Below are 20,073 nucleotides of genomic sequence, written 5' to 3'. Positions count from 1 at the left end.
AGGTCGATCAAAGATTCTCGTACCGGTTCATGTCCAGCACGCCCTCTTCCACCGGATCGGTCTCGTGGACGTACCGGCTCAGGTCATGGAAGTAGAACCAGAACTGCGGGTGGCTGCGACGAATGCCCCAGCGCTCGACGATTTTTTCGAAGTGATTGGCGTCCTTGGCGTTTTCCATCTCGTCCACGAACTCAGGCACTTGCTCGGCCGGGATGTTGAACATGAAGTTCGGGTAGCTGCTGAGCACACCCGGATAAATAGTCACTGTGTCGAGCCCAGGCTGATACCGCAGGGATTCACCGAGCAGGAACGCGACGTTACTGTGCGCGCGGTTGCGCAGCAGGCTGTAAACCTCGCGTTTGCCGCTCGCGGTTTCGATGCGCAGCAGGGTCGCTTCCGGCAACTGATCGATAACCTTCAGCCCGGCCGCCGGACGCGAAGTCAGGCGACTCAAGGCCTGCTCGGCGCTCTGCAAGGCCGGGTCGATGTTCGGCCGCGAGCAATAAGCGCCGTCACAACGGTTGATCGGATCAGGCTTGGCGTTGAGGTCGCCGTAACGGGTGAGCAACTGCAGGGCGAAATCGCGTTTCGGGTCTTTTTCGTCCAGTACCAGCGCCGTCTCTTTGTCGTTATCAATGGCCTCGTAATTCAGCCACATCTTGAATTTGCCGCCGCTCTGGTACCAATCGTCGAGGTAGTCGTCGCGCGAATCGGCCGGCATCAGGCGCAGGAAGTTCTGCTCGGCACCGTTGCGGATCAGGTCGAAGTACAACCGAGTCTGTGCCTGATGGGAGACATTGCCGAACACGTCGAAGTTGACTGCCAACTGGTAGTACGTGCGCTCCAGCAGCGGGAAGTCGAACAGCCACATCGTTTGCGGCACGTCACCGATCAGGCCTTTGCTCACCGAGGCACTGTCGAAATGCCGGAAGATCGTCAGCAAGGCGTTATCGTTGCCGGCCCATAAGGTCGACCAGCTCGGCGCCGGCGCATCGGCGTAACTGTCACGGCGCAGCGCCTCGTACTCGTTACGCTTGTCGCGGTAGTCATGCCACAGGCTCAGGATGCTGCCGACATCGTCGTTCTGCCCCGGCATCGCCAGCAATGGCGTGGCTTGGCCGCGGTACTTCGGATCGATGATGTAGAGGTCGTGCTCAGGCGCCTGGAACATTGCCCAGAAGTTATCGCGGATCACGTCGGTGGCGATCTGGCCGCGGCACACCGGGCCACGAATAAACGTACGGACGAAGTATTCGGCGTTATCGAGCATGAATTGATAACGCGCCTGGGCCGGGATCGCCTCGAACGTGGTGAACGGATTGGCCCGACGCTCCGGCCCGTAGCCCGGCAAGGCGTGGACCTGCCAGTTGCCGTTATAGAACAGGCTTTTTATCCGTGCCATCTTCGCCGCGCTCAACGGGTAGGTGATGTGGGTCTTTTGCACAATCACGCCTTGCACCGGCCACAGGCGGTAATACACCTGAGTGCCCGGATCGTCATTCGGGCGGCGTGTGTTGATCAGATCGATCGGCTGGCCGGTCGGCGTGCGCGAACGCACCCACTGAAAGAAATGCCCCGGCTCGCCGTCCTTGAAATAGAGATGTGCGAGAAACCAATGCTCGAATAACCAGCGCCCCACCAGGCTTTGCCGTGCGCCCGGTGCGTTGAGCAGGTTTTCCCACTGCACCACCTGCAACGCTTCTTTGGCGCTCGGCACCAGGCCTTGCTCGTCAATCGGCGCACCGGACGCCAGCCAGCGTTGCAGCGTCTGGTACTGCTGGTCGGTCAGGCCGGTGACCGCCAGTGGCATGCCCTCTGTGGGATGTGATTTGGCGTAGCCGTCGAATTCGGCAGGCAAGGCGCACATGTTTTCCCGGTTCAGACCAAGGACGATGTCCTCCGGCAACCTGGCGTTGGGTTGCAAGGGGGTTTTGTGGCCCAACTCAAGCATCCGCGCCATCAACGCGGCCTGACTGCCCTGAGCGTCGAGCACCGAATAGAAGTCCTTTTGCTGCCAGGCGCGTTTCCCGAAGGCGTCATAAAACAGCCGGGTCGGCGCGGCAGCCTGGCGGCGGTTGCCGTCGTAGACCGGAATCTTGGTTGCGCCACGGGCAGCCCCTTCGCCACTGCCCAGATTGAGCTGACAGGCGGCGTCATAGCAGGCATGGCAGGCCACACACTTTTCGGTGAAGATCGGTTGAATGTCGCGGCTGTAGGAAATGGCAGAAGAAATCGCCGGTTCCTGCGCGGCAGCGCCCCAGCTTAAAAACAGCAACACCATGCTGATGACGCGATAAGACATATCCCTGGTCCCGATCATGAAAAAACGCCGCGATTCTACCGATCTGCACCCCACTCCAACATGAGCGATATTCATGCAAAACCGGGGCATGCTCTAAAACCGCACAGGTTTGCTATTATCCCGCCCCTTCGTCATGGTCTTTCCGAGTAGTCCAAATGTCCGATCGCAGTGTTCGCCTTCAAGCTCTCAAGCACGCCCTCAAAGAGCGCATCCTGATTCTCGATGGCGGCATGGGCACGATGATCCAGAGCTACAAGCTCGAAGAGCAGGATTACCGCGGCAAACGCTTCGCCGACTGGCCAAGTGACGTCAAGGGTAACAACGACCTGTTGATCCTGACGCGCCCGGACGTGATTGGCGCCATCGAGAAAGCCTACCTGGATGCCGGCGCCGACATTCTGGAAACCAACACCTTCAACGCCACCCAGGTGTCCCAGGCTGACTACGGCATGCAAGGCCTGGCGTACGAGCTAAACGTAGAAGGCGCACGTCTGGCGCGCAAGGTTGCAGACGCCAAGACCCTGGAAACCCCGGACAAGCCGCGCTTCGTCGCTGGCGTGCTCGGTCCTACAAGTCGCACCTGCTCGCTGTCGCCTGACGTGAACAACCCCGGCTACCGCAACGTGACCTTCGATGAATTGGTGGAAAACTACACCGAGGCCACCAAAGGCCTGATCGAAGGCGGCGCCGACCTGATCCTGATCGAAACCATTTTCGACACCCTGAACGCCAAAGCGGCGATCTTCGCCGTGCAAGGGGTTTACGAAGAACTCGGCGTCGAACTGCCGATCATGATTTCCGGCACCATCACCGATGCGTCCGGCCGCACGCTTTCCGGTCAGACCACCGAAGCGTTCTGGAACTCCGTGGCCCACGCCAAGCCGATCTCGGTCGGCCTGAACTGCGCCCTCGGCGCCAGCGAATTGCGTCCGTACCTGGAGGAGCTGTCGAACAAGGCCAGCACCCACGTTTCCGCGCACCCGAACGCCGGCCTGCCGAACGAATTCGGCGAGTACGACGAACTGCCAGCGGAAACGGCCAAGGTCATCGAAGAGTTCGCCCAAAGCGGCTTCCTCAACATCGTCGGCGGTTGCTGCGGCACCACGCCGGGCCACATCGAAGCCATCGCCAACGCCGTGGCCGGTTATGCGCCGCGTGAAATTCCGGACATTCCAAAGGCCTGCCGCCTGTCGGGCCTGGAACCGTTCACCATCGATCGCAACTCGCTGTTCATCAACGTCGGCGAGCGGACCAACATCACCGGTTCCGCCAAGTTCGCCCGCCTGATCCGTGAAGACAACTACACCGAAGCCCTGGAAGTCGCCCTGCAACAGGTCGAAGCCGGCGCCCAGGTGATCGACATCAACATGGACGAAGGGATGCTCGATTCGAAGAAGGCCATGGTGACCTTCCTCAACCTGATTGCCGGCGAGCCGGACATCTCCCGCGTACCGATCATGATCGACTCCTCCAAGTGGGAAGTGATCGAAGCCGGCCTCAAGTGCATTCAAGGCAAGGGCATCGTCAACTCCATCAGCATGAAGGAAGGCGTCGAGCAGTTCATTCATCACGCCAAACTGTGCAAACGCTACGGCGCCGCAGTCGTCGTGATGGCCTTCGACGAAGCCGGCCAGGCCGACACCGAAGCGCGCAAGAAAGAAATCTGCAAACGCTCCTACGACATTCTGGTCAACGAAGTCGGCTTCCCGCCGGAAGACATCATCTTCGACCCGAACATCTTCGCCATCGCCACCGGCATCGAAGAACACAACAACTACGCTGTCGACTTCATCAACGCCTGTGCCTACATCCGTGACGAACTGCCGTACGCGCTGACCTCCGGTGGCGTGTCCAACGTGTCGTTCTCGTTCCGCGGCAACAACCCGGTGCGCGAGGCGATTCACTCGGTGTTCCTGCTGTATGCGATCCGCAACGGCCTGACCATGGGTATCGTCAACGCCGGCCAGCTGGAGATCTACGACCAGATCCCCGCTGAACTGCGTGACGCCGTGGAAGACGTAGTGCTCAACCGCACCCCGGAAGGCACCGACGCCCTCCTCGCCATTGCTGACAAGTACAAGGGTGACGGCAGCGTCAAGGAAGCCGAAACCGAAGAGTGGCGCGGCTGGGACGTCAACAAGCGTCTGGAGCATGCGCTGGTCAAAGGCATCACCACGCACATTGTTGAAGACACTGAAGAATCCCGTCAGTCGTTCGCTCGCCCGATCGAAGTGATCGAAGGCCCGCTGATGTCCGGTATGAACATCGTTGGCGACCTGTTCGGCGCCGGCAAAATGTTCCTGCCACAAGTGGTGAAATCCGCCCGCGTAATGAAGCAGGCCGTGGCTCACTTGATCCCGTTCATCGAACTGGAAAAAGGCGACAAACCGGAAGCCAAGGGCAAAATCCTGATGGCGACGGTAAAAGGCGACGTGCACGACATCGGCAAGAACATCGTTGGCGTGGTGCTGGGCTGTAACGGCTACGACATCGTCGACCTCGGCGTGATGGTGCCGGCGGAAAAAATCCTGCAGGTGGCCAAGGAACAGAAGTGCGACATCATCGGCCTGTCCGGTTTGATCACGCCTTCGCTGGATGAAATGGTCCACGTCGCCCGCGAGATGCAGCGCCAGGACTTCCATCTGCCGCTGATGATCGGTGGCGCGACCACCTCGAAAGCGCACACGGCGGTGAAGATCGAGCCGAAATACAGCAACGACGCAGTGATCTACGTCACCGACGCTTCCCGCGCCGTGGGCGTGGCGACGCAGTTGCTGTCCAAGGAATTGAAGCCGGCGTTCATCGAGAAGACTCGCCTGGAATACATCGAAGTCCGCGAGCGTACCGCCAACCGCAGCGCCCGTACCGAACGCCTGAGCTACCCGGCGGCCATCGCCAAGAAGCCGCAGTTCGACTGGAGCACTTACGAGCCGGTCAAACCGACGTTCACCGGTGCCAAGGTGTTGGACAACATCGACCTGAAAGTCCTGGCCGAATACATCGACTGGACGCCGTTCTTTATCTCCTGGGACCTGGCCGGCAAGTACCCGCGCATCCTCACGGATGAAGTGGTCGGTGAAGCCGCCACCGCGCTGTTCGCCGATGCCCAGGAAATGCTCGCCAAGCTGATCGACGAGAAACTCATCAGCGCCCGTGCGGTGTTCGGCTTCTGGCCGGCCAATCAGGTGCGTGAGGATGACATTGAAGTCTACGGCGATGACGGCAAGCCGATTGCCAAGCTGCATCACCTGCGTCAGCAGATCATCAAGACCGACGGCAAACCGAACTTCTCCCTGGCTGACTTCGTTGCACCGAAGGACAGCGAAGTGACCGACTACGTGGGTGGTTTCATCACCACCGCCGGTATCGGTGCCGAAGAAGTGGCCAAGGCCTATCAAGATGCCGGTGACGACTACAACTCGATCATGGTCAAGGCACTGGCCGACCGTTTGGCCGAGGCTTGCGCCGAGTGGCTGCACCAGCAGGTCCGTAAAGACTACTGGGGTTATGCCAAGGACGAGACGCTCGACAACGAGGCGCTGATCAAAGAGCTATACACCGGTATCCGCCCTGCCCCGGGCTACCCGGCCTGCCCGGATCACACCGAGAAATCCACGCTGTTCAAGCTGCTGGACCCTGAGGCCTCGGAAATGAAAGCCGGCCGCAGCGGCGTGTTCCTCACCGAGCACTACGCCATGTTCCCGGCGGCAGCGGTCAGCGGTTGGTACTTCGCTCACCCGCAAGCGCAGTATTTTGCCGTGGGCAAGATCGACAAGGATCAGGTGCAGAGCTACACGTCGCGCAAGGGTCAGGAATTGAGCGTGACCGAGCGCTGGTTGGCGCCGAACCTGGGTTACGACAACTGATGCTGGCCCCGGGAGTCGACTGGTGCGACTCCCGGGGTTCTTATGAAAGCTGCAAGTAAACGTTACAGCCCCACCAGCGTCCGTTCTTTTTCAGACAATTGGCGCACCAACTTTCCTTGTTCGAAAAGAAGGTCTGCCTCTATCGCCTGCATGGCGGTTTTGTACTGTTCCTGCGCGCCTTCGCCGTAATTTGGATACGCCTCCTCTACATCCTGCTCTCTGCCTGCGAAACCCTCTCGCACCAGGGCGAACCGTTCAGGGTATTTGCCCTTCAAATAGTCGCTCCAGTACTTGTGGCCGACCAAATCATCAATAAATGCCGATGATTGTTCTGCCGCGATCACTTCGGCATGGGCCGCATCCAGCATGGCAGACGAAACGTTGCCGCTGTAGCGCATGCCTCTTGGTTGCCCCGGCAACTCAAGTCGCTCGGCAAGGCCGATACGATAGGCCAACCGCACTTCCGCCGGGTCAGTTGAACGGCGCTGTGCCTGGCGCTGGACAATGTCGCGGTTAGCGATTTCCTCGACTTTCCCAAGGCGAAACAGGCTCCTGCCAAGTCTGAACAAAACGCTGCCTTGTTGGCCCGGGGAAACTGACTTCGCGGTCTCAAATTCGAAAGCCTTAACTTCTATATCGCTGAACAACAGGATTTGACCATCAACGCAGGTGGCGCCAGACCTCGCCATTTCGAATATCGTATCCCTCAGTCCTGCGTCGCTATTGGCCACCCTCAGTACGGTATGGACCCTCCGCACAAGATCAGCACGTCCCGTCAGGAAGTCAGTCGTACCTTCCATCTTGGTCAGCAGATTGAAGAAGAACTTACTGTTGTGCGCTTGCTCGAAGTCATTCCATATCCGTGTCAATTCCTCTGCGTCGGCTGCTGACTGAGCGATCCATCGCTCACGTGCGTCGGTACCTGTCACCTCATCCATATCCACGTCTACGTCACTTGCGATCGAGTCATCGATATCGCTGTCGTTAGAGCTGTCGCTGCTGCGGTTAAACTGCTCCAACGCCTCGTCAATCTCTTCTGGCGTCCATCCCACTATCTGCTCGCCCGCCTGCACCTGATGACGCAGCATTAGCAGGCTTGCGCTATCCATAGCTTCGTTACTCGCCAGATTCGTGCCCGCACGCAATACCCTGTGCTCGTCGGCCATCAGGACCGGCGGAATGGACTCGATCATGTTGTCGCGCAAATCCAGTGCGCTGAGCGAGGGGAGCTGAAGCGCTCCCTGTGGCCAGAGGATCAGGCGATTGCCACTCAGATCGAGGGCCTGCAAACGGGTAAGAGGGCTGACATCCAGCGACTCAAGCCAGTTTTCCGCCAGGTTCAATGACTCCAGGTTGCTCAATCCTGCAAGCTGAAGCTGGAGCTGGAGCTGAGGCGCATTGGAAAAACGGTTATTGACTGCCGAAAGTCGCTTGAGGCTGTTCAACGAAGTCACTGACTCTGGCAAGGCATACAGTGCGTTGGCATTCAGCGCCAGGGTATGAACATGAGTAAACGCACCGAGGAAATCGCTTAGCCCCTCCTCTCTCAGATACACGTTGTTCAGGTTCAACGCACCGACATGAGCGAAGTCGGCAGGTAGAGCCGGGAGATTGCCCAAGGGGCTATCGGACAGATCAAGGATATAACCTCCCGATCCGCGCTCCACGGCCTGCGCCCCACGAAGGTTCTGCCTCCAGCACGCCATTATCCGATCAGCCGCCTGACGACGCTCGGTGGCTGCAATCCACACAGGAGGGGAGGATTCACCCATCCGCTGTGGTGGGGTTTCGATCCATGTGTTCAGGGCCTTCGTCAATGCCTGATGCTGGCTGTCCCATTTCGCCAATTGCTCATACAGGGGGCCAACGCCGCCATGGCGTAACGTCAGTTCATCAATCACCTGTATCGCCTCGGCGCCTGGCAGATCCGGGTCAAGACTTTGCAAGCGGGCTTGCGGGGTCAAGCGTGTCAGGTCATTGCCCGGTACAACGGGCAGTGGCAATAACAAGTCCGGATTTTGCGCGACCAGAACCGGAAAATACTCTGGTTCACCCATGGTAAAGCCCACCTGCAAGGCGGCTCTGGGAATACCCATGGGTGTTTCGGAAGCAGTACTCGCGAGCAAATCGGTGCGGGCCTTGGCCGTCAACCGACAGCCAGTCATATCGATCCGTAGAGCGTCATGGCCGATCAGGGCAGCCTCGGGAATCGTCGTGATCGCGCTGTTGTTCAACTCGAGCTTGCCGAGGCCGGACAAGTCCAACGCACCTTTGGGCCAGTCTTTAATGGCGGTATGACCCACACGCAAGGTCTTCAAGCGAGTCATGGCGCTGACATCCAGCGAATCGAGCCGGTTATAGCGCAAGTCCAGACTTTCAAGGGCAGACAACCGGTTCAAGCGTCGCTGCACACTCGGGGTAATTGTCAGGTGATTTCGGCTCAGCGCCAGATCAGTGAGTTTTCCGAAGTTGCCCAATGCCGACGGAAGATCCTGCAGTTGATTGCCACTCAGATCCAACTCGCGAATGTCGGTGAAGCCGCTCAAAAAACCACTGAAATCCTCGGATGAGGCCACCACACCCGACATTTTCAGGGTGTGCACATGAGCAAAATTCGTTGCTGACAACGCGGGCAGTTCAGGCAGATCACCCAGCGCCCAGCCGGACAAATCAAGCGTCGATGAAATGATTTGTCGCGGCATGACAGGCCGTGGCCGCCCCGTTGAAGACCCGGCCTGAGGTTGCGAAGACTGTGCCTCCTGCGTACCGCCATAGCGTTTACGCAGGCCATCACGCCAGCAGTCACGGATTCGCCGGGCAACGGATTCTCGCTCCCGAAGGTTGACTTGCCGGCCATTGGCTATTGTTGTTCGCTGCTGCCACGCCTCCAGTTGCTGTCGCAATGCCTGTCCATCCTGGCGCAGTGCATTGATCCGTGCCAGCAACGCCCGCCCTGCCAAGCCCTCAGCCTTCATTCGCCCGAGGGCAATCTTCGAAAGTTCGTCGCTTGTGTCCAGGGCGTTCTGTAGCGTGCCTTGGCAATAACGATCCAGCATTTGCCCGGGATCCAGCAAATGCGCAGGATTGTCGTGCACATATTCGTATGCCTTCACGAAATCCTCAGGGCCCAGCCCGGCCCAGTTGAGTTTCATACCTGGCCACAGTGATTCATGCCCGGACAGCCATTCTGGGGGAAGTGTCTTGACGCTTGAGTGAGTGAGATCCAGCGACCTGAGCTGTGGCAATTGCAGAGCGCCCTTCGGCCAGGCCTCTGTCGTCCCGTACACACTCAACGAATGCAGTTGAGTCAGGCGACTGACATCCAGCTCGTCCGCCATGCCGATCACGTCTAATCGTTGCAGGTGTGGCATGGCATCTATCACCGATTGGGCAGCTTCGGTGAATTGCGGACCCAGCGGCCCTGCCATCCGCAGTTCACGAATACTCGGCAGTGCCTTTAGCCTCTCGACCAGTTGAACCCTATCGACGCCATCCGGGATCCCCAACGTTAGCGACCGGGCGTTGGGGAACTGGCGCACAAAGGCTTCCGGTGTCTGGCTCAATACTCCACCAACGCTCATATTCAGGCGACTGACGTGAGGAAAGTTGCCGGCCAGTTCCGGCAGGCTGTCTGCAGCACCCACGTCCAGAGAAACACTGGCATCGCCATCGTAAATACCCCTCTGCTGCCAGACGCCTCTAATGTTTCGTGCGACTTGATGGCGGACCGTATTCTGGCCGCCGCTGTGTACCCATTGTTCGAGCTGCGCCGTCAGTGCCTCGTATTCCCGGCCCCGCATGTTCAGTAAATGGACGATCTGCGTTTCGGTCATGCCATCCAGCGCAAGCTGGATGACCATCGATTCCGCCAACTCATCGGAGAAGTTCGGATAGACATCCCGTAACCTGGAGACCAACGAGGGATTCACCGTTGCGCCGGCACCTCGCCCGCTCAAGGGGTAGCCGACCCTGCCGTCGGCCAGTCGCACCGGCGGACGGAATCCTGGCGTGGTGGCGTTGGGCACGAGGGTTTCCATCATCCGGTCACGGTGGCCCATGGCATAGGTGGCCAATGTCTTTTGTAACGTGGCACCCTGCGCCACATTGGGCATGCCCAACTGAGTGCGGACGTCGTCCGGCAACGCATGCATGACCGAAGAGAAAAAGTTGTCGCCTGCTTTCGGCACGCTGTTCAACGCGTTTTTTTGCGGGTCGAAGGCCTGGAACTGGTTGGCTTGATGATGTTGATAGCCGTTCTTGACCAGGTATTTGACGTGCTCGGCCGTCTCGCTACCGATGCTGTCGAGCAGTTTTCCAGCGCAATCGCCCTGACGAACTTCCAGGCGCAGGTTTTTTGGCCAGCCGGGGAGTTTTTCCAGGCTGTGCAGCGCCAGGCGCTGGCTGTCGGATGACGCCATGCTCTCCAACTGCAATCCGGCCAGGGCCTTGTTCAGCCGAGTCACCCGGGCGCGCGCACGCCCCTTGAGCAACAAACTGGTGGGGTATCGGCCGGTTTGTTTGATGTGCAGCCGTTCCTTGGCGGTAGTATTGGCCAGGACTTCTTGCGCCGCGTCCGTCGATAGACTGGGGAAAGTACGTTGCAGCGCCTGAGCTTCACGCGTTGTTGCCGTGGAATCCTGACTGAGTTTGTCGAACAATGAAGTTTTGTTGGCCGAAAGCTGATCGCCAAGCTGTTGTCGAAAAACCGTTTCACGCTCCGCCTCGACCCGCGCACCTTCGCCCCCCAGCAAGCGAACGATTTCTTCCTTATCCAGTGTCGCAAGCACGCGTTCGGGCAATTTCCCGGCAGACACCTCCTCACGGGAAATCCTGATGCTCGGTTTCATGGGAGTCGACGCCTCACCATAGCGGGACGAGGCACCGCTCAGGCTTGCGTTGTCAAACACGTCGATCACCCGCGCCAGCGGCCAACGCGGCATATTGATCACTTGCGGCAAGACGTCGTTGTAGCGGCTGTTCGGCACCGGCTGATCGAGACGAATCTGTTCAATCATTTCATTGAGCTGACGGTCGATTTGAAACTGCCGCAACGTGTCGGAAAACGCTGATGGCATGCGCAGGTTATCCGTATGGGTCTTGCGCAGCACGCCGTCGTCAACGCCGCTGATATCGGCGATTTTCTCCAGCGTCGCCGCGTCAATACCGTCGGTGACCGGGCCAAGACGTCGTAACAAGGTGGCACGATCCCACTCCAGCGGGCGCTCGAAACGATGACGCCACGCGCCCTCACCATTGTGCTCAAGAACGGGAGAGTAAGCGTCCGAGTCCGTCGGGTGTTTGAGGCGCCATTTGTTCAGCTTGGGGTCGAAGGTTTGTTCGTAAACGTTACCGTCGAGCCTGATATAGGTCTTGCCGCCCACTTCATACTGCCCAAGCGTGTTGGGCTTGAGCCTAGCCGGCAAGACCCTGTCGCTCAGATAAGGCGCCAAGCCAGGCCTCCACAACTGTTCGCTGCCAAACGGCAATTTGACTTTAACCAGGCCATCGACGAAGGGGGTGGACAGCACTTTCGGCGCTTTACTGACAACCGCGCCTACAGCCGCCATAAATGCGATGTTCACGGCCACTGACTTCAAATAACTCCACGCCTGATCCGTGTCCCCGATGCTCCAGGCTTCAACCCCGTGATAAATGTCTGTGGTCAGTTGCACAGCCATCACGGCCATCATTACCTCGCCCAGGCCGGGCACAAAAAATGCGGCCACGTTGAGTATGTTCAGTCCCCACTCGGCATAGTGGGCGAGTCGTTCATACCAGGCGTCATGATCGACCTTGGCCGTCGGCACCGCCAGTTGCTCGGCAGTCTCCTTGAGGCGCGCCTGGTGCCGCGTGTACAGCTCGCCGAACAGCGGCGTGTCAAAAAACTCTTCACTGATATCGAGCGCCGGCTCGTCCCGGTAAACATTTTCGTAGATTCCGTCTATGTGCCCCAAGAGGGTCTGTTTACGGTAAGGGAAATCCGGGTTCCATTTGAGTGTTTGCAGAGCAGTCTTGATTTTGCCGAGGAACTTGCCCGCATCACCGTGGGGGATGAGCCTGAGGAAAGAGCGCTGGTAATTCACATCCCGCAGCCTGTAGCTCAGGTCATTTTCAAAGGCCTTGAGCGAGGCATACTCCATGACCGGCGCCACCGGATCACCCGGAATACAGACGATGATCCGCGAGTCCTGGTAACCCAGTACGTCAAACAGGTTTACGCCGGGATTGCTCCAGCTGAAGTCGACCTTTTTACCTTTGCGCCGGCTTGCGCCAATGACAAACAGCTCACTGACAGGCGACCCCAGCACATGCAACTGACTGCAAGTGACGCGCTCACCGTCCAGTGTTGGCGATTTGTCGCTGTTGAGCACGGCCAGCAATGTGCGATAGGCCGATGGCGTGATCAGCGATTTGAGATGGGCAATATGGGCATGCACCCGCAGACTGTCCTTCCACGCGTCGACCGTTTGGGTGCACACGGTGGCCGCCCTGTCCGCGGCATCAAACATCGCCGTCAGGTGTTCCTGATATTGCTTGCCGATATCCAGTTCACGGCATAGCGAGGCGAAATCGGCGGGTTTTATCGCTAGCTTCTTGATCCTGTAGCGCGTTGAAGGGCCCTTTTCTGGATAGTCCCAACCGTAAGGTCCTCCTTGGGTTTCCAGATTGGCAGCCCGTATACCTCGTTCAGCAATGACGTCACGTTCATCAAACGCCTGGTCTTGTTCAAAATTGCGCAGTGCCAGTTGCAGCAGTGTCTGGTGAGTGATGAGCGAGCCTGCCAAGGGCTCGTAGAGCCAGGTCTGCGCAACATCAACTTTCAACCCGAGCTTTTTTTGCAGCGCCGCTTCGAGCAACGGTTGCGCGAATTCGGTGACCCCTTTGAACCCCGCAAGCGTTTTTGCCAAGGTTTCGTTGGAGGCTCGACTGCGCTTCTGGTCATCCCGCACAGTTTGTCGTTGGTCGCTGGAGGCGTTCTGAAACCAGTCCGGCATGACATTTTCGGCCAGGCCTCCCGGGGTCCTCGCCCGATCCAGAGCCCGGATGTTTGCCGGGGTCAGGTGGCGTATCCGATCGTGCAGCTTTTTTTTGATGAAATGGTTGTGAAGGCCCTTTTCCTGGGCGGAAGGGATTCCACTCATGTGGCAATACCTGATGCGGTTAAATGAAGCACCAGTCAATCAGCAGGCTTGTCCTCCAGGGCGGTACATATTTATACCGGGTAGCGCCGGGGGCGATCTTCTTTGCGTGGGTTGTCTATGCTTGTCTTACTCAAACGGAAGACGAGGGGTTTATGGACGATCCAGGCGACAACAAGCCGCCCACTTTCTGGCAGATGCTGCACAGCGTCATGGCAGCGGCGTTCGGGGTGCAGAGCGGGAAGAACCGGGCGCGGGACTTCACTCACGGCAAGCCCAGTCACTTCGTGATTCTGGGGATTTTGTTCACCGCGGTGTTCGCATTGACGCTGTATGGCATCGTCCAACTGGTGCTGCATCTGGCCGGGGTTTAGCGCATCAAGGTTTGCAGGCTGAACGGATAGCGATACGACGTGGGCCGGCCCTTGGCTGAAAGACGGCGGAAGTTCACACCGTAATCCGGTGATTCCCCCATGGCCAGCAATCGCCTGGCCTGTGCCTTGTCGATCAGTTGCAGCAACGGGATTCTCCGGTCTCGGCCGCCGTAATGGGTGAGATCCACGCCCTGATCAAGATCATGCAACTCCACCAGCGCCCAGCCGCCCAACGTGAAGTGCCCGCCCAACAGCACGCTGATGCGCCCGTCGACCGTCGCCTGTAACGCCTCCGGCGAGGTGTTGACCGCACTGAACAACCCATCCTTGCCGGGTATCCCACCCGTCTCCGAATACGCCTGCATGGCGCCAAACGCCATTTCGTCATTGGCTGACCACACCAGCGAAACCTTCGGGTAACGCTTGAACAGCAGTTTGGCCTGTTCATAAGCCCGTTCCCGGGTCCAGCCGCTATAAACCAGTTGGCGCAAACGCACTTCAGGGTGCTCGGCCAAGGCCCGCATCATGCCTTGCTCGCGCAGTTGCGCTGAAGGGGTGATCTTCAGGCCGGAAAACGCCAGCAACTCGATGACCTGACCGGGCGCCGCGGGCGGATGCTGGCGAATCAGTTCCTTGAGCATCAGGTAGCCACCCTCCTCGTCGTTGGGCACCAGGCTGCCCAAGCGCTCAGGGCGCTCACCCAGCAGACTCATTTGATTGGCCGTCAGCGACGCGTTGACCATAAACAGCTTTACCCCGCTGTCCTGGGCCAGGCGAATGATCTGCGGGGCGACGTACTGTTCGTTGGCAAATACCAGATAGTCCGGACGATCGGGGCCTTGCAGCGCCTGACGCGCTTGCGCCAACGTGAGCTCCGGCATGCGTCGGGAATAGAGAATTTGCAGATCAATGCCCAGATCCGTGGCTGCCGCCTGCATGAATTGCGAATAGCTGATCCAGAAGGCTTCGTCAGTCTTCCCGGGACTCAGGAACAGCACTGATTCCGCGCACGCACCGGGTCCGTAAACCGCGCCGCACATGAGCAGGAATGAGTAGAAAAACTTCAACATTGATCGTCCGAGCCCCCGGCAATTCGCCGCGCATTATAGCCAGCGAAGTCCCGGAAAACGGCGTTTATTCCGGTTATTGTCCGACAATCGTCGGAATGGGACCCGGACGAGGTCGGTTATTGATGGCTGACCCAAAATACCGCGGTGCCCACGACCAGGATGATCAGGAACAGAATGGCCCAAGCATCGACCGTGCTATCGGGTTTTGACGTTTTGGTAGGGTTGCTCATTGCATCGCCTCTTGTCGGTTTTATCGGTGATTGCATAAAGACTCGAGCACAGTTAAGACGATGATTGCCCGCACCACAAATGTGGGTTTTACCTCATTGGATCTCATTAGTCGTTTTGGTTCTTTACATATACTCAAACATCACTTTTGCGCATAACTGCAAACTGGTATCTTGCCCCGGCTCCGTTGGGAGTGCGCGGCCGTGCGCGCAGAATTGCCGAGGCAGTATCGGAGACTTCCAAGCGAAAAACGCAACTGGATCCGACCGGCCCAAGCCTGAGAACAGGACTTATATGTACGTATACGACGAGTACGATCAGCGGATCATCGAGGACCGCGTCAAGCAGTTCCGTGATCAGACCCGACGCTATCTGGCAGGCGAGCTGAGCGAAGAAGAATTCCGCCCCCTGCGCCTGCAAAATGGCCTTTACATCCAGCGCTTCGCGCCGATGTTGCGGGTGGCGGTGCCTTACGGCCAACTGACTTCGCGCCAGACGCGAATGATGGCCAAGATTGCCCGCGACTATGACAAGGGCTATGCCCACATCAGCACCCGGCAGAACGTACAGTTCAACTGGCCGGCGCTGGAAGACATCCCGGACATCCTTGCCGAACTGGCGACCGTGCAGATGCACGCGATCCAGACCAGCGGCAACTGCTTGCGCAACGTCACCACCGACCAGTTCGCCGGTGTCGCTGCCGACGAGCTGATCGATCCGCGCCCGTGGTGCGAAATCGTCCGCCAATGGACCACGTTCCACCCTGAATTCGCTTACTTGCCGCGCAAGTTCAAGATCGCCATCAACGGTTCGACTTCCGACCGTGCGGCCATCGAAGTCCATGACATCGGCCTTGAGCCGGTGCACAACGCCGCTGGCGAGCTGGGCTTCCGTGTGCTGGTGGGCGGCGGTCTCGGCCGTACCCCGGTGGTCGGCGCGTTCATCAATGAATTCCTGCCGTGGCAAGACCTGTTGAGCTACCTTGACGCCATCCTGCGGGTCTACAACCGCTACGGCCGTCGTGACAACAAGTACAAGGCGCGGATCAAGATTCTGGTCAAGGCCCTGACCCCTGAAGTCTTCGCGCAAAAAGTCGATGCGGAAATGGAACACCTTCGCGGTGGCCAGACCACGCTCACCGAAGCCGAAGTGCATCGCGTCGCCAAACACTTCGTTGACCCGGATTACAAGGCGCTGGACAACCAGGCCTTGGCGTTGGCCGAACTCGATAAAGAACACCCGGGCTTCGCGCGTTGGCGCACCCGCAATACCCTGGCTCACAAAAAGCCGGGTTATGTCGCCGTGACCCTGTCCCTGAAGCCGACCGGTGTTGCACCGGGCGACATCACCGACAAGCAGCTCGATGCCGTTGCCGACCTGGCCGATCGCTACAGCTTCGGTCAGCTGCGCACCTCCCACGAGCAGAACATCATTCTGGCCGACGTTGAACAAAGTCAGTTGTTCGCGATGTGGGGCGAGTTGCGCGAGCAGGGTTTCGCCACGCCGAACATCGGCTTGCTGACCGACATCATCTGCTGCCCGGGCGGCGACTTCTGCTCCCTGGCCAACGCCAAGTCGATCCCGATCGCCGAATCGATCCAGCGTCGTTTCGAAGACCTGGATTACCTGTTCGATATCGGCGAACTGGACCTGAACATCTCCGGCTGCATGAACGCCTGTGGTCACCACCACGTCGGCCACATCGGCATCCTCGGGGTAGACAAGAAAGGCGAAGAGTTCTACCAGGTGTCCCTGGGTGGCAGCGCCAGCCGTGACGCCAGCCTGGGCAAGATCCTCGGCCCGTCTTTCGCCCAGGAAGCCATGCCTGACGTGATCGAAAAGCTGATCGACGTGTACATCGAACAACGTACCGAAGACGAGCGTTTCATCGACACCTATCAGCGTATTGGCATCGACCTCTTCAAGGAGCGCGTCTATGCAGCGAATAATTAAGAACAACGCAGTCGTCGACGAAACCTGGCACTTGCTGCCCAAAGATTTCAACATCGACGAGATCAGCAACTGCGACGACCTGATCGTCCCGTTGCAGCTGTGGCGCGAACACAGCCGCATGCTCAAGGCCCGCGATGGCGGCCTGGGCGTATGGCTGGATGCCGATGAAGAAGCGGAAGAAATCGGTGACGACGTGGAGAATTTCCAGGTGATCGCCTTGAACTTCCCTGCCTTCACCGACGGCCGCAACTACTCCAACGCCCGCCTGCTGCGTGACCGTTATGGTTTCAAAGGCGAATTGCGGGCGATTGGCGATGTGCTGCGCGACCAGCTGTTCTACCTGCACCGCTGCGGTTTCGACGCCTTTGCGATCCGCGCCGATAAAGACCCGTACGAAGCCCTGGAAGGTCTCAAGGACTTCTCGGTGACCTATCAGGCGGCTACCGACGAACCGCTGCCGCTGTTCCGTCGCCGCTAAGTACGCGTAAAACAAAAAGCCCTGAATCGGAAATCCGGTTCAGGGCTTTTTTGTGTCCGGCGTAAACGATAACGCGACGGTGCTTACCAGAAGCGTTGCTGGGTCAACCGGCTCCACCAGCTCAGCAGCACACGATCGACCGAGCTGCTGGCCGCCATGCCGATGCGTTCCTGCAGGCTTTTGCGTTCGGCGTAGTGCAAGTGGTAGAGCTCGGACTTCTTGGCACGTTCGGCGAGGTATTCATCGCTGGTCTTGATTTCGTCCACCAGTTGCTTGTCCAGCGCCGCGACGCCGAGCCAGATTTCACCGGTGGCCACTTCATCGATGGCCAGTTGCGGGCGATAGCGGGAAACAAAGTTCTTGAACAACTGGTGAGTGACGTCCAGGTCTTCCTGGAACTTCTCGCGGCCCTTCTCGGTGTTTTCGCCAAACACCGTCAGGGTGCGCTTGTACTCGCCCGCGGTCAGCACTTCGAAGTCGATGTCGTGCTTTTTCAGCAGGCGGTTGACGTTAGGCAACTGCGCCACGACGCCGATCGAGCCGAGAATTGCGAACGGCGCACTGATGATCTTCTCGCCGATGCACGCCATCATGTAGCCGCCGCTGGCCGCGACCTTGTCGATGCACACGGTCAACGGCACACCGGCATCACGGATACGCGCCAGTTGCGAGGACGCCAGGCCGTAGCTGTGAACCATGCCGCCGCCGCTTTCCAGACGCAGCACCACTTCATCCTTGGGCGTGGCAAGGGTCAGCAGCGCGGTGATTTCATGGCGCAGGCTTTCGGTGGCTGACGCCTTGATGTCGCCGTCGAAATCCAGCACGAACACCCGGGATTTGGTTGCCTCAGGTTTTTTCTTTTGCTTTTTCTCGGTTTTAGCTTCGACCTTGCGCAAGGCCTTGAGCTGGTCCTTGTCGAGCAAGGTTTGCTCCAGGCGTTCGCGCAGCCCTTTGTAGAAATCATTGAGTTTGCTGACTTGCAACTGGCCGACCGACTTGCGTCGACCTTTGCTGCGCAAGGCCGCGAAACTGGCCAGGACCACCAGAATGGCGATCACCAGTGTCACGGTCTTAGCCAGAAAAACTGCGTATTCGGCAAAAAACTCCACAGGGACTCCTTTAATACGATGCGCTGCATAATCGCGCGCGGGATACCTCCAGCATACCCATGCGCCGCCCCGGCGGCCAGCCGTGAAACCTCTGGCAACAGCCCTGTAACGGGCATTTCAAACAAGCGTATGTTTTTTCATTGACAGCTCACCTTCATCCTCATAACCTCGCCGAACCTTCAACGTACCGGGATGACGCGGACGTGGGCAGTATCTATTTGATTCGACATGGCCAGGCCTCCTTTGGTGCAGACGACTATGACGTCCTGTCGCCGACCGGTATTCGCCAGGCAGAAGTCCTCGGCCAGCACCTCGCCGAGCTGGGCATCAGCTTCGATCGCTGCCTCTCGGGCGATCTGCGCCGCCAACAGCACACGGCCAACAGCGCTCTGGAACAGTTCGCTGCGGCAGGCCTGCCGGTTCCTGCGCTGGAAATCGATTCCGCTTTCAATGAGTTCGACGCCGACGCGGTGATCCGCGCGCTGCTGCCGGCCATGTTGCCGGACGAACCCGAAGCGCTGCACATCCTGCGCAATGCCGCGCAAAACCGCGGTGAGTTCCAGCGCATCTTCGCCCTGATCATCGAACGCTGGCTCGCCGGCACCTATGACACACCGGGTCTGGAAAGCTGGCTGGGGTTTGTCGAACGGGTGCAGGCCGGTCTGCAGCGAATCCTCGAAAGCGCCGACAACACCCAGAAAATCGCCGTGTTCACCTCCGGCGGCACTATCACGGCCCTGCTCCACCTCATTACGCAAATGCCGGCAAAGCAGGCGTTTGAACTGAACTGGCAAATCGTCAACACCTCGCTCAACCTGCTGAAGTTTCGCGGTCGCGAGGTGGCTCTGTCTTCTTTCAACAATCATGCGCACCTGCAGCTGTTGAAGACCCCGGAACTCATCACGTTTCGCTGAGTCCGGACTGTTGTGACCCTGGCTGTATTCACCCAGCTCTAATAACCCAAGAAAGGATCGAACCATGACCTCCGTAGCTGATGCCGTACAAGCAATGAAAGCCAAGTTCAACCCAGCCGCTGCTGCCGGTCTGGACCTGGTATTCGGTTTCCGCATCGACGACACCAAGAACTTCTCGCTGATCGTCAAAGACAGCACCTGCGAGCTCCAGGAAGGCGAAAACCCGGACGCCCAGGTGACTCTGGTGATGGACGGCGAAACCCTGGAAGGCATCGTCAGCGGCGAAACAGACGGCATGCAAGCCTTCATGGGCGGCAAACTGCGCGCCGAAGGCGACATGATGCTGGCCATGAAACTGTCCGAGCTGTTCCCGGCCTAAGCGCACCGCTCCCGACCTTCGGGGGCACGCCTGGCTGCAAACGAATCCCGCCCCTCGTGGCGGGATTCGTCGTTTTTCGCCATCGGAAAACGGCTACCTGTGGATTTGCCGTCTATATTCCTTCTGGCCGCATGCGTCAGACATCGGCTGTTTGCCCTCGCTTTTTTTATGAAGAGCCTTTGCGTGGAGCATTGCCATGAGCCCACCTGACGACCACGACGGATTTAACCGCCGACGTGTACTGCAAGGCCTTTCGGCAGG

Annotated in this window: 10 protein-coding genes; 6 read left to right on the top strand and 4 right to left on the bottom strand. The window is 58.7% G+C overall.

What is annotated here, in order from left to right; genetic code table 11:
* Positions 1–7 precede the first annotated feature (7 nt).
* Positions 8–2,302, bottom strand: coding sequence for a fatty acid cis/trans isomerase (locus tag VD17_RS05175; RefSeq protein ID WP_046052957.1), 2,295 nt, complete (start codon positions 2,300–2,302; stop codon positions 8–10).
* A gap of 155 nt (positions 2,303–2,457) precedes the next feature.
* On the opposite strand from VD17_RS05175, the gene metH reads away from it, so the two are divergent.
* Positions 2,458–6,168, top strand: coding sequence for a methionine synthase (gene metH, locus VD17_RS05170; RefSeq protein ID WP_046052956.1), 3,711 nt, complete (start codon positions 2,458–2,460; stop codon positions 6,166–6,168).
* A gap of 62 nt (positions 6,169–6,230) precedes the next feature.
* On the opposite strand, the gene VD17_RS05165 is transcribed toward metH, so the two are convergent.
* The gene (locus VD17_RS05165) at positions 6,231–13,310 is read right to left on the bottom strand and encodes an NEL-type E3 ubiquitin ligase domain-containing protein (protein ID WP_046052955.1); all 7,080 of its coding nucleotides are present in this window, start codon (positions 13,308–13,310) and stop codon (positions 6,231–6,233) included.
* 152 nt (positions 13,311–13,462) lie between these two features.
* On the opposite strand from VD17_RS05165, the gene VD17_RS05160 reads away from it, so the two are divergent.
* Complete coding sequence (locus tag VD17_RS05160) at positions 13,463–13,681, top strand: DUF2970 domain-containing protein (RefSeq protein ID WP_046052954.1); 219 nt, start codon at positions 13,463–13,465, stop codon at positions 13,679–13,681.
* On the opposite strand, the gene VD17_RS05155 is transcribed toward VD17_RS05160, so the two are convergent.
* On the bottom strand, positions 13,678–14,751 hold the full coding sequence (locus VD17_RS05155) for an ABC transporter substrate-binding protein (RefSeq protein WP_046052953.1): 1,074 nt from the start codon (positions 14,749–14,751) through the stop codon (positions 13,678–13,680). The genes VD17_RS05160 and VD17_RS05155 overlap by 4 nt on opposite strands.
* Positions 14,752–15,273: 522 nt before the next feature.
* Here VD17_RS05155 and VD17_RS05150 point away from each other — a divergent pair.
* A complete protein-coding gene (locus tag VD17_RS05150; protein ID WP_046052952.1) occupies positions 15,274–16,932 on the top strand; it encodes a nitrite/sulfite reductase in 1,659 nt (552 codons plus the stop codon).
* On the top strand, positions 16,916–17,410 hold the full coding sequence (locus VD17_RS05145; protein WP_046052951.1) for a DUF934 domain-containing protein: 495 nt from the start codon (positions 16,916–16,918) through the stop codon (positions 17,408–17,410). Before VD17_RS05150 ends, VD17_RS05145 begins: the two co-directional genes overlap by 17 nt.
* An 83-nt stretch (positions 17,411–17,493) precedes the next feature.
* Here VD17_RS05145 and sohB read toward each other — a convergent pair whose 3' ends face one another.
* A complete protein-coding gene (sohB, locus tag VD17_RS05140) occupies positions 17,494–18,519 on the bottom strand; it encodes a protease SohB (protein WP_046052950.1) in 1,026 nt (341 codons plus the stop codon).
* A gap of 203 nt (positions 18,520–18,722) precedes the next feature.
* Between sohB and VD17_RS05135 the strand changes: the two genes are divergently transcribed.
* A complete protein-coding gene (locus VD17_RS05135) occupies positions 18,723–19,433 on the top strand; it encodes a histidine phosphatase family protein (protein WP_046052949.1) in 711 nt (236 codons plus the stop codon).
* A gap of 64 nt (positions 19,434–19,497) precedes the next feature.
* On the top strand, positions 19,498–19,812 hold the full coding sequence (locus VD17_RS05130; protein ID WP_008154977.1) for an SCP2 sterol-binding domain-containing protein: 315 nt from the start codon (positions 19,498–19,500) through the stop codon (positions 19,810–19,812).
* Positions 19,813–20,073: the final 261 nt, after the last annotated feature.

This window comes from Pseudomonas fluorescens (assembly GCF_000968015.1).
Lineage (GTDB): Bacteria > Pseudomonadota > Gammaproteobacteria > Pseudomonadales > Pseudomonadaceae > Aquipseudomonas > Aquipseudomonas fluorescens_W.
The sequence above is the reverse complement of the archived record's forward strand: the minus strand, read 5'-3'. Positions and strand labels throughout refer to the sequence as shown.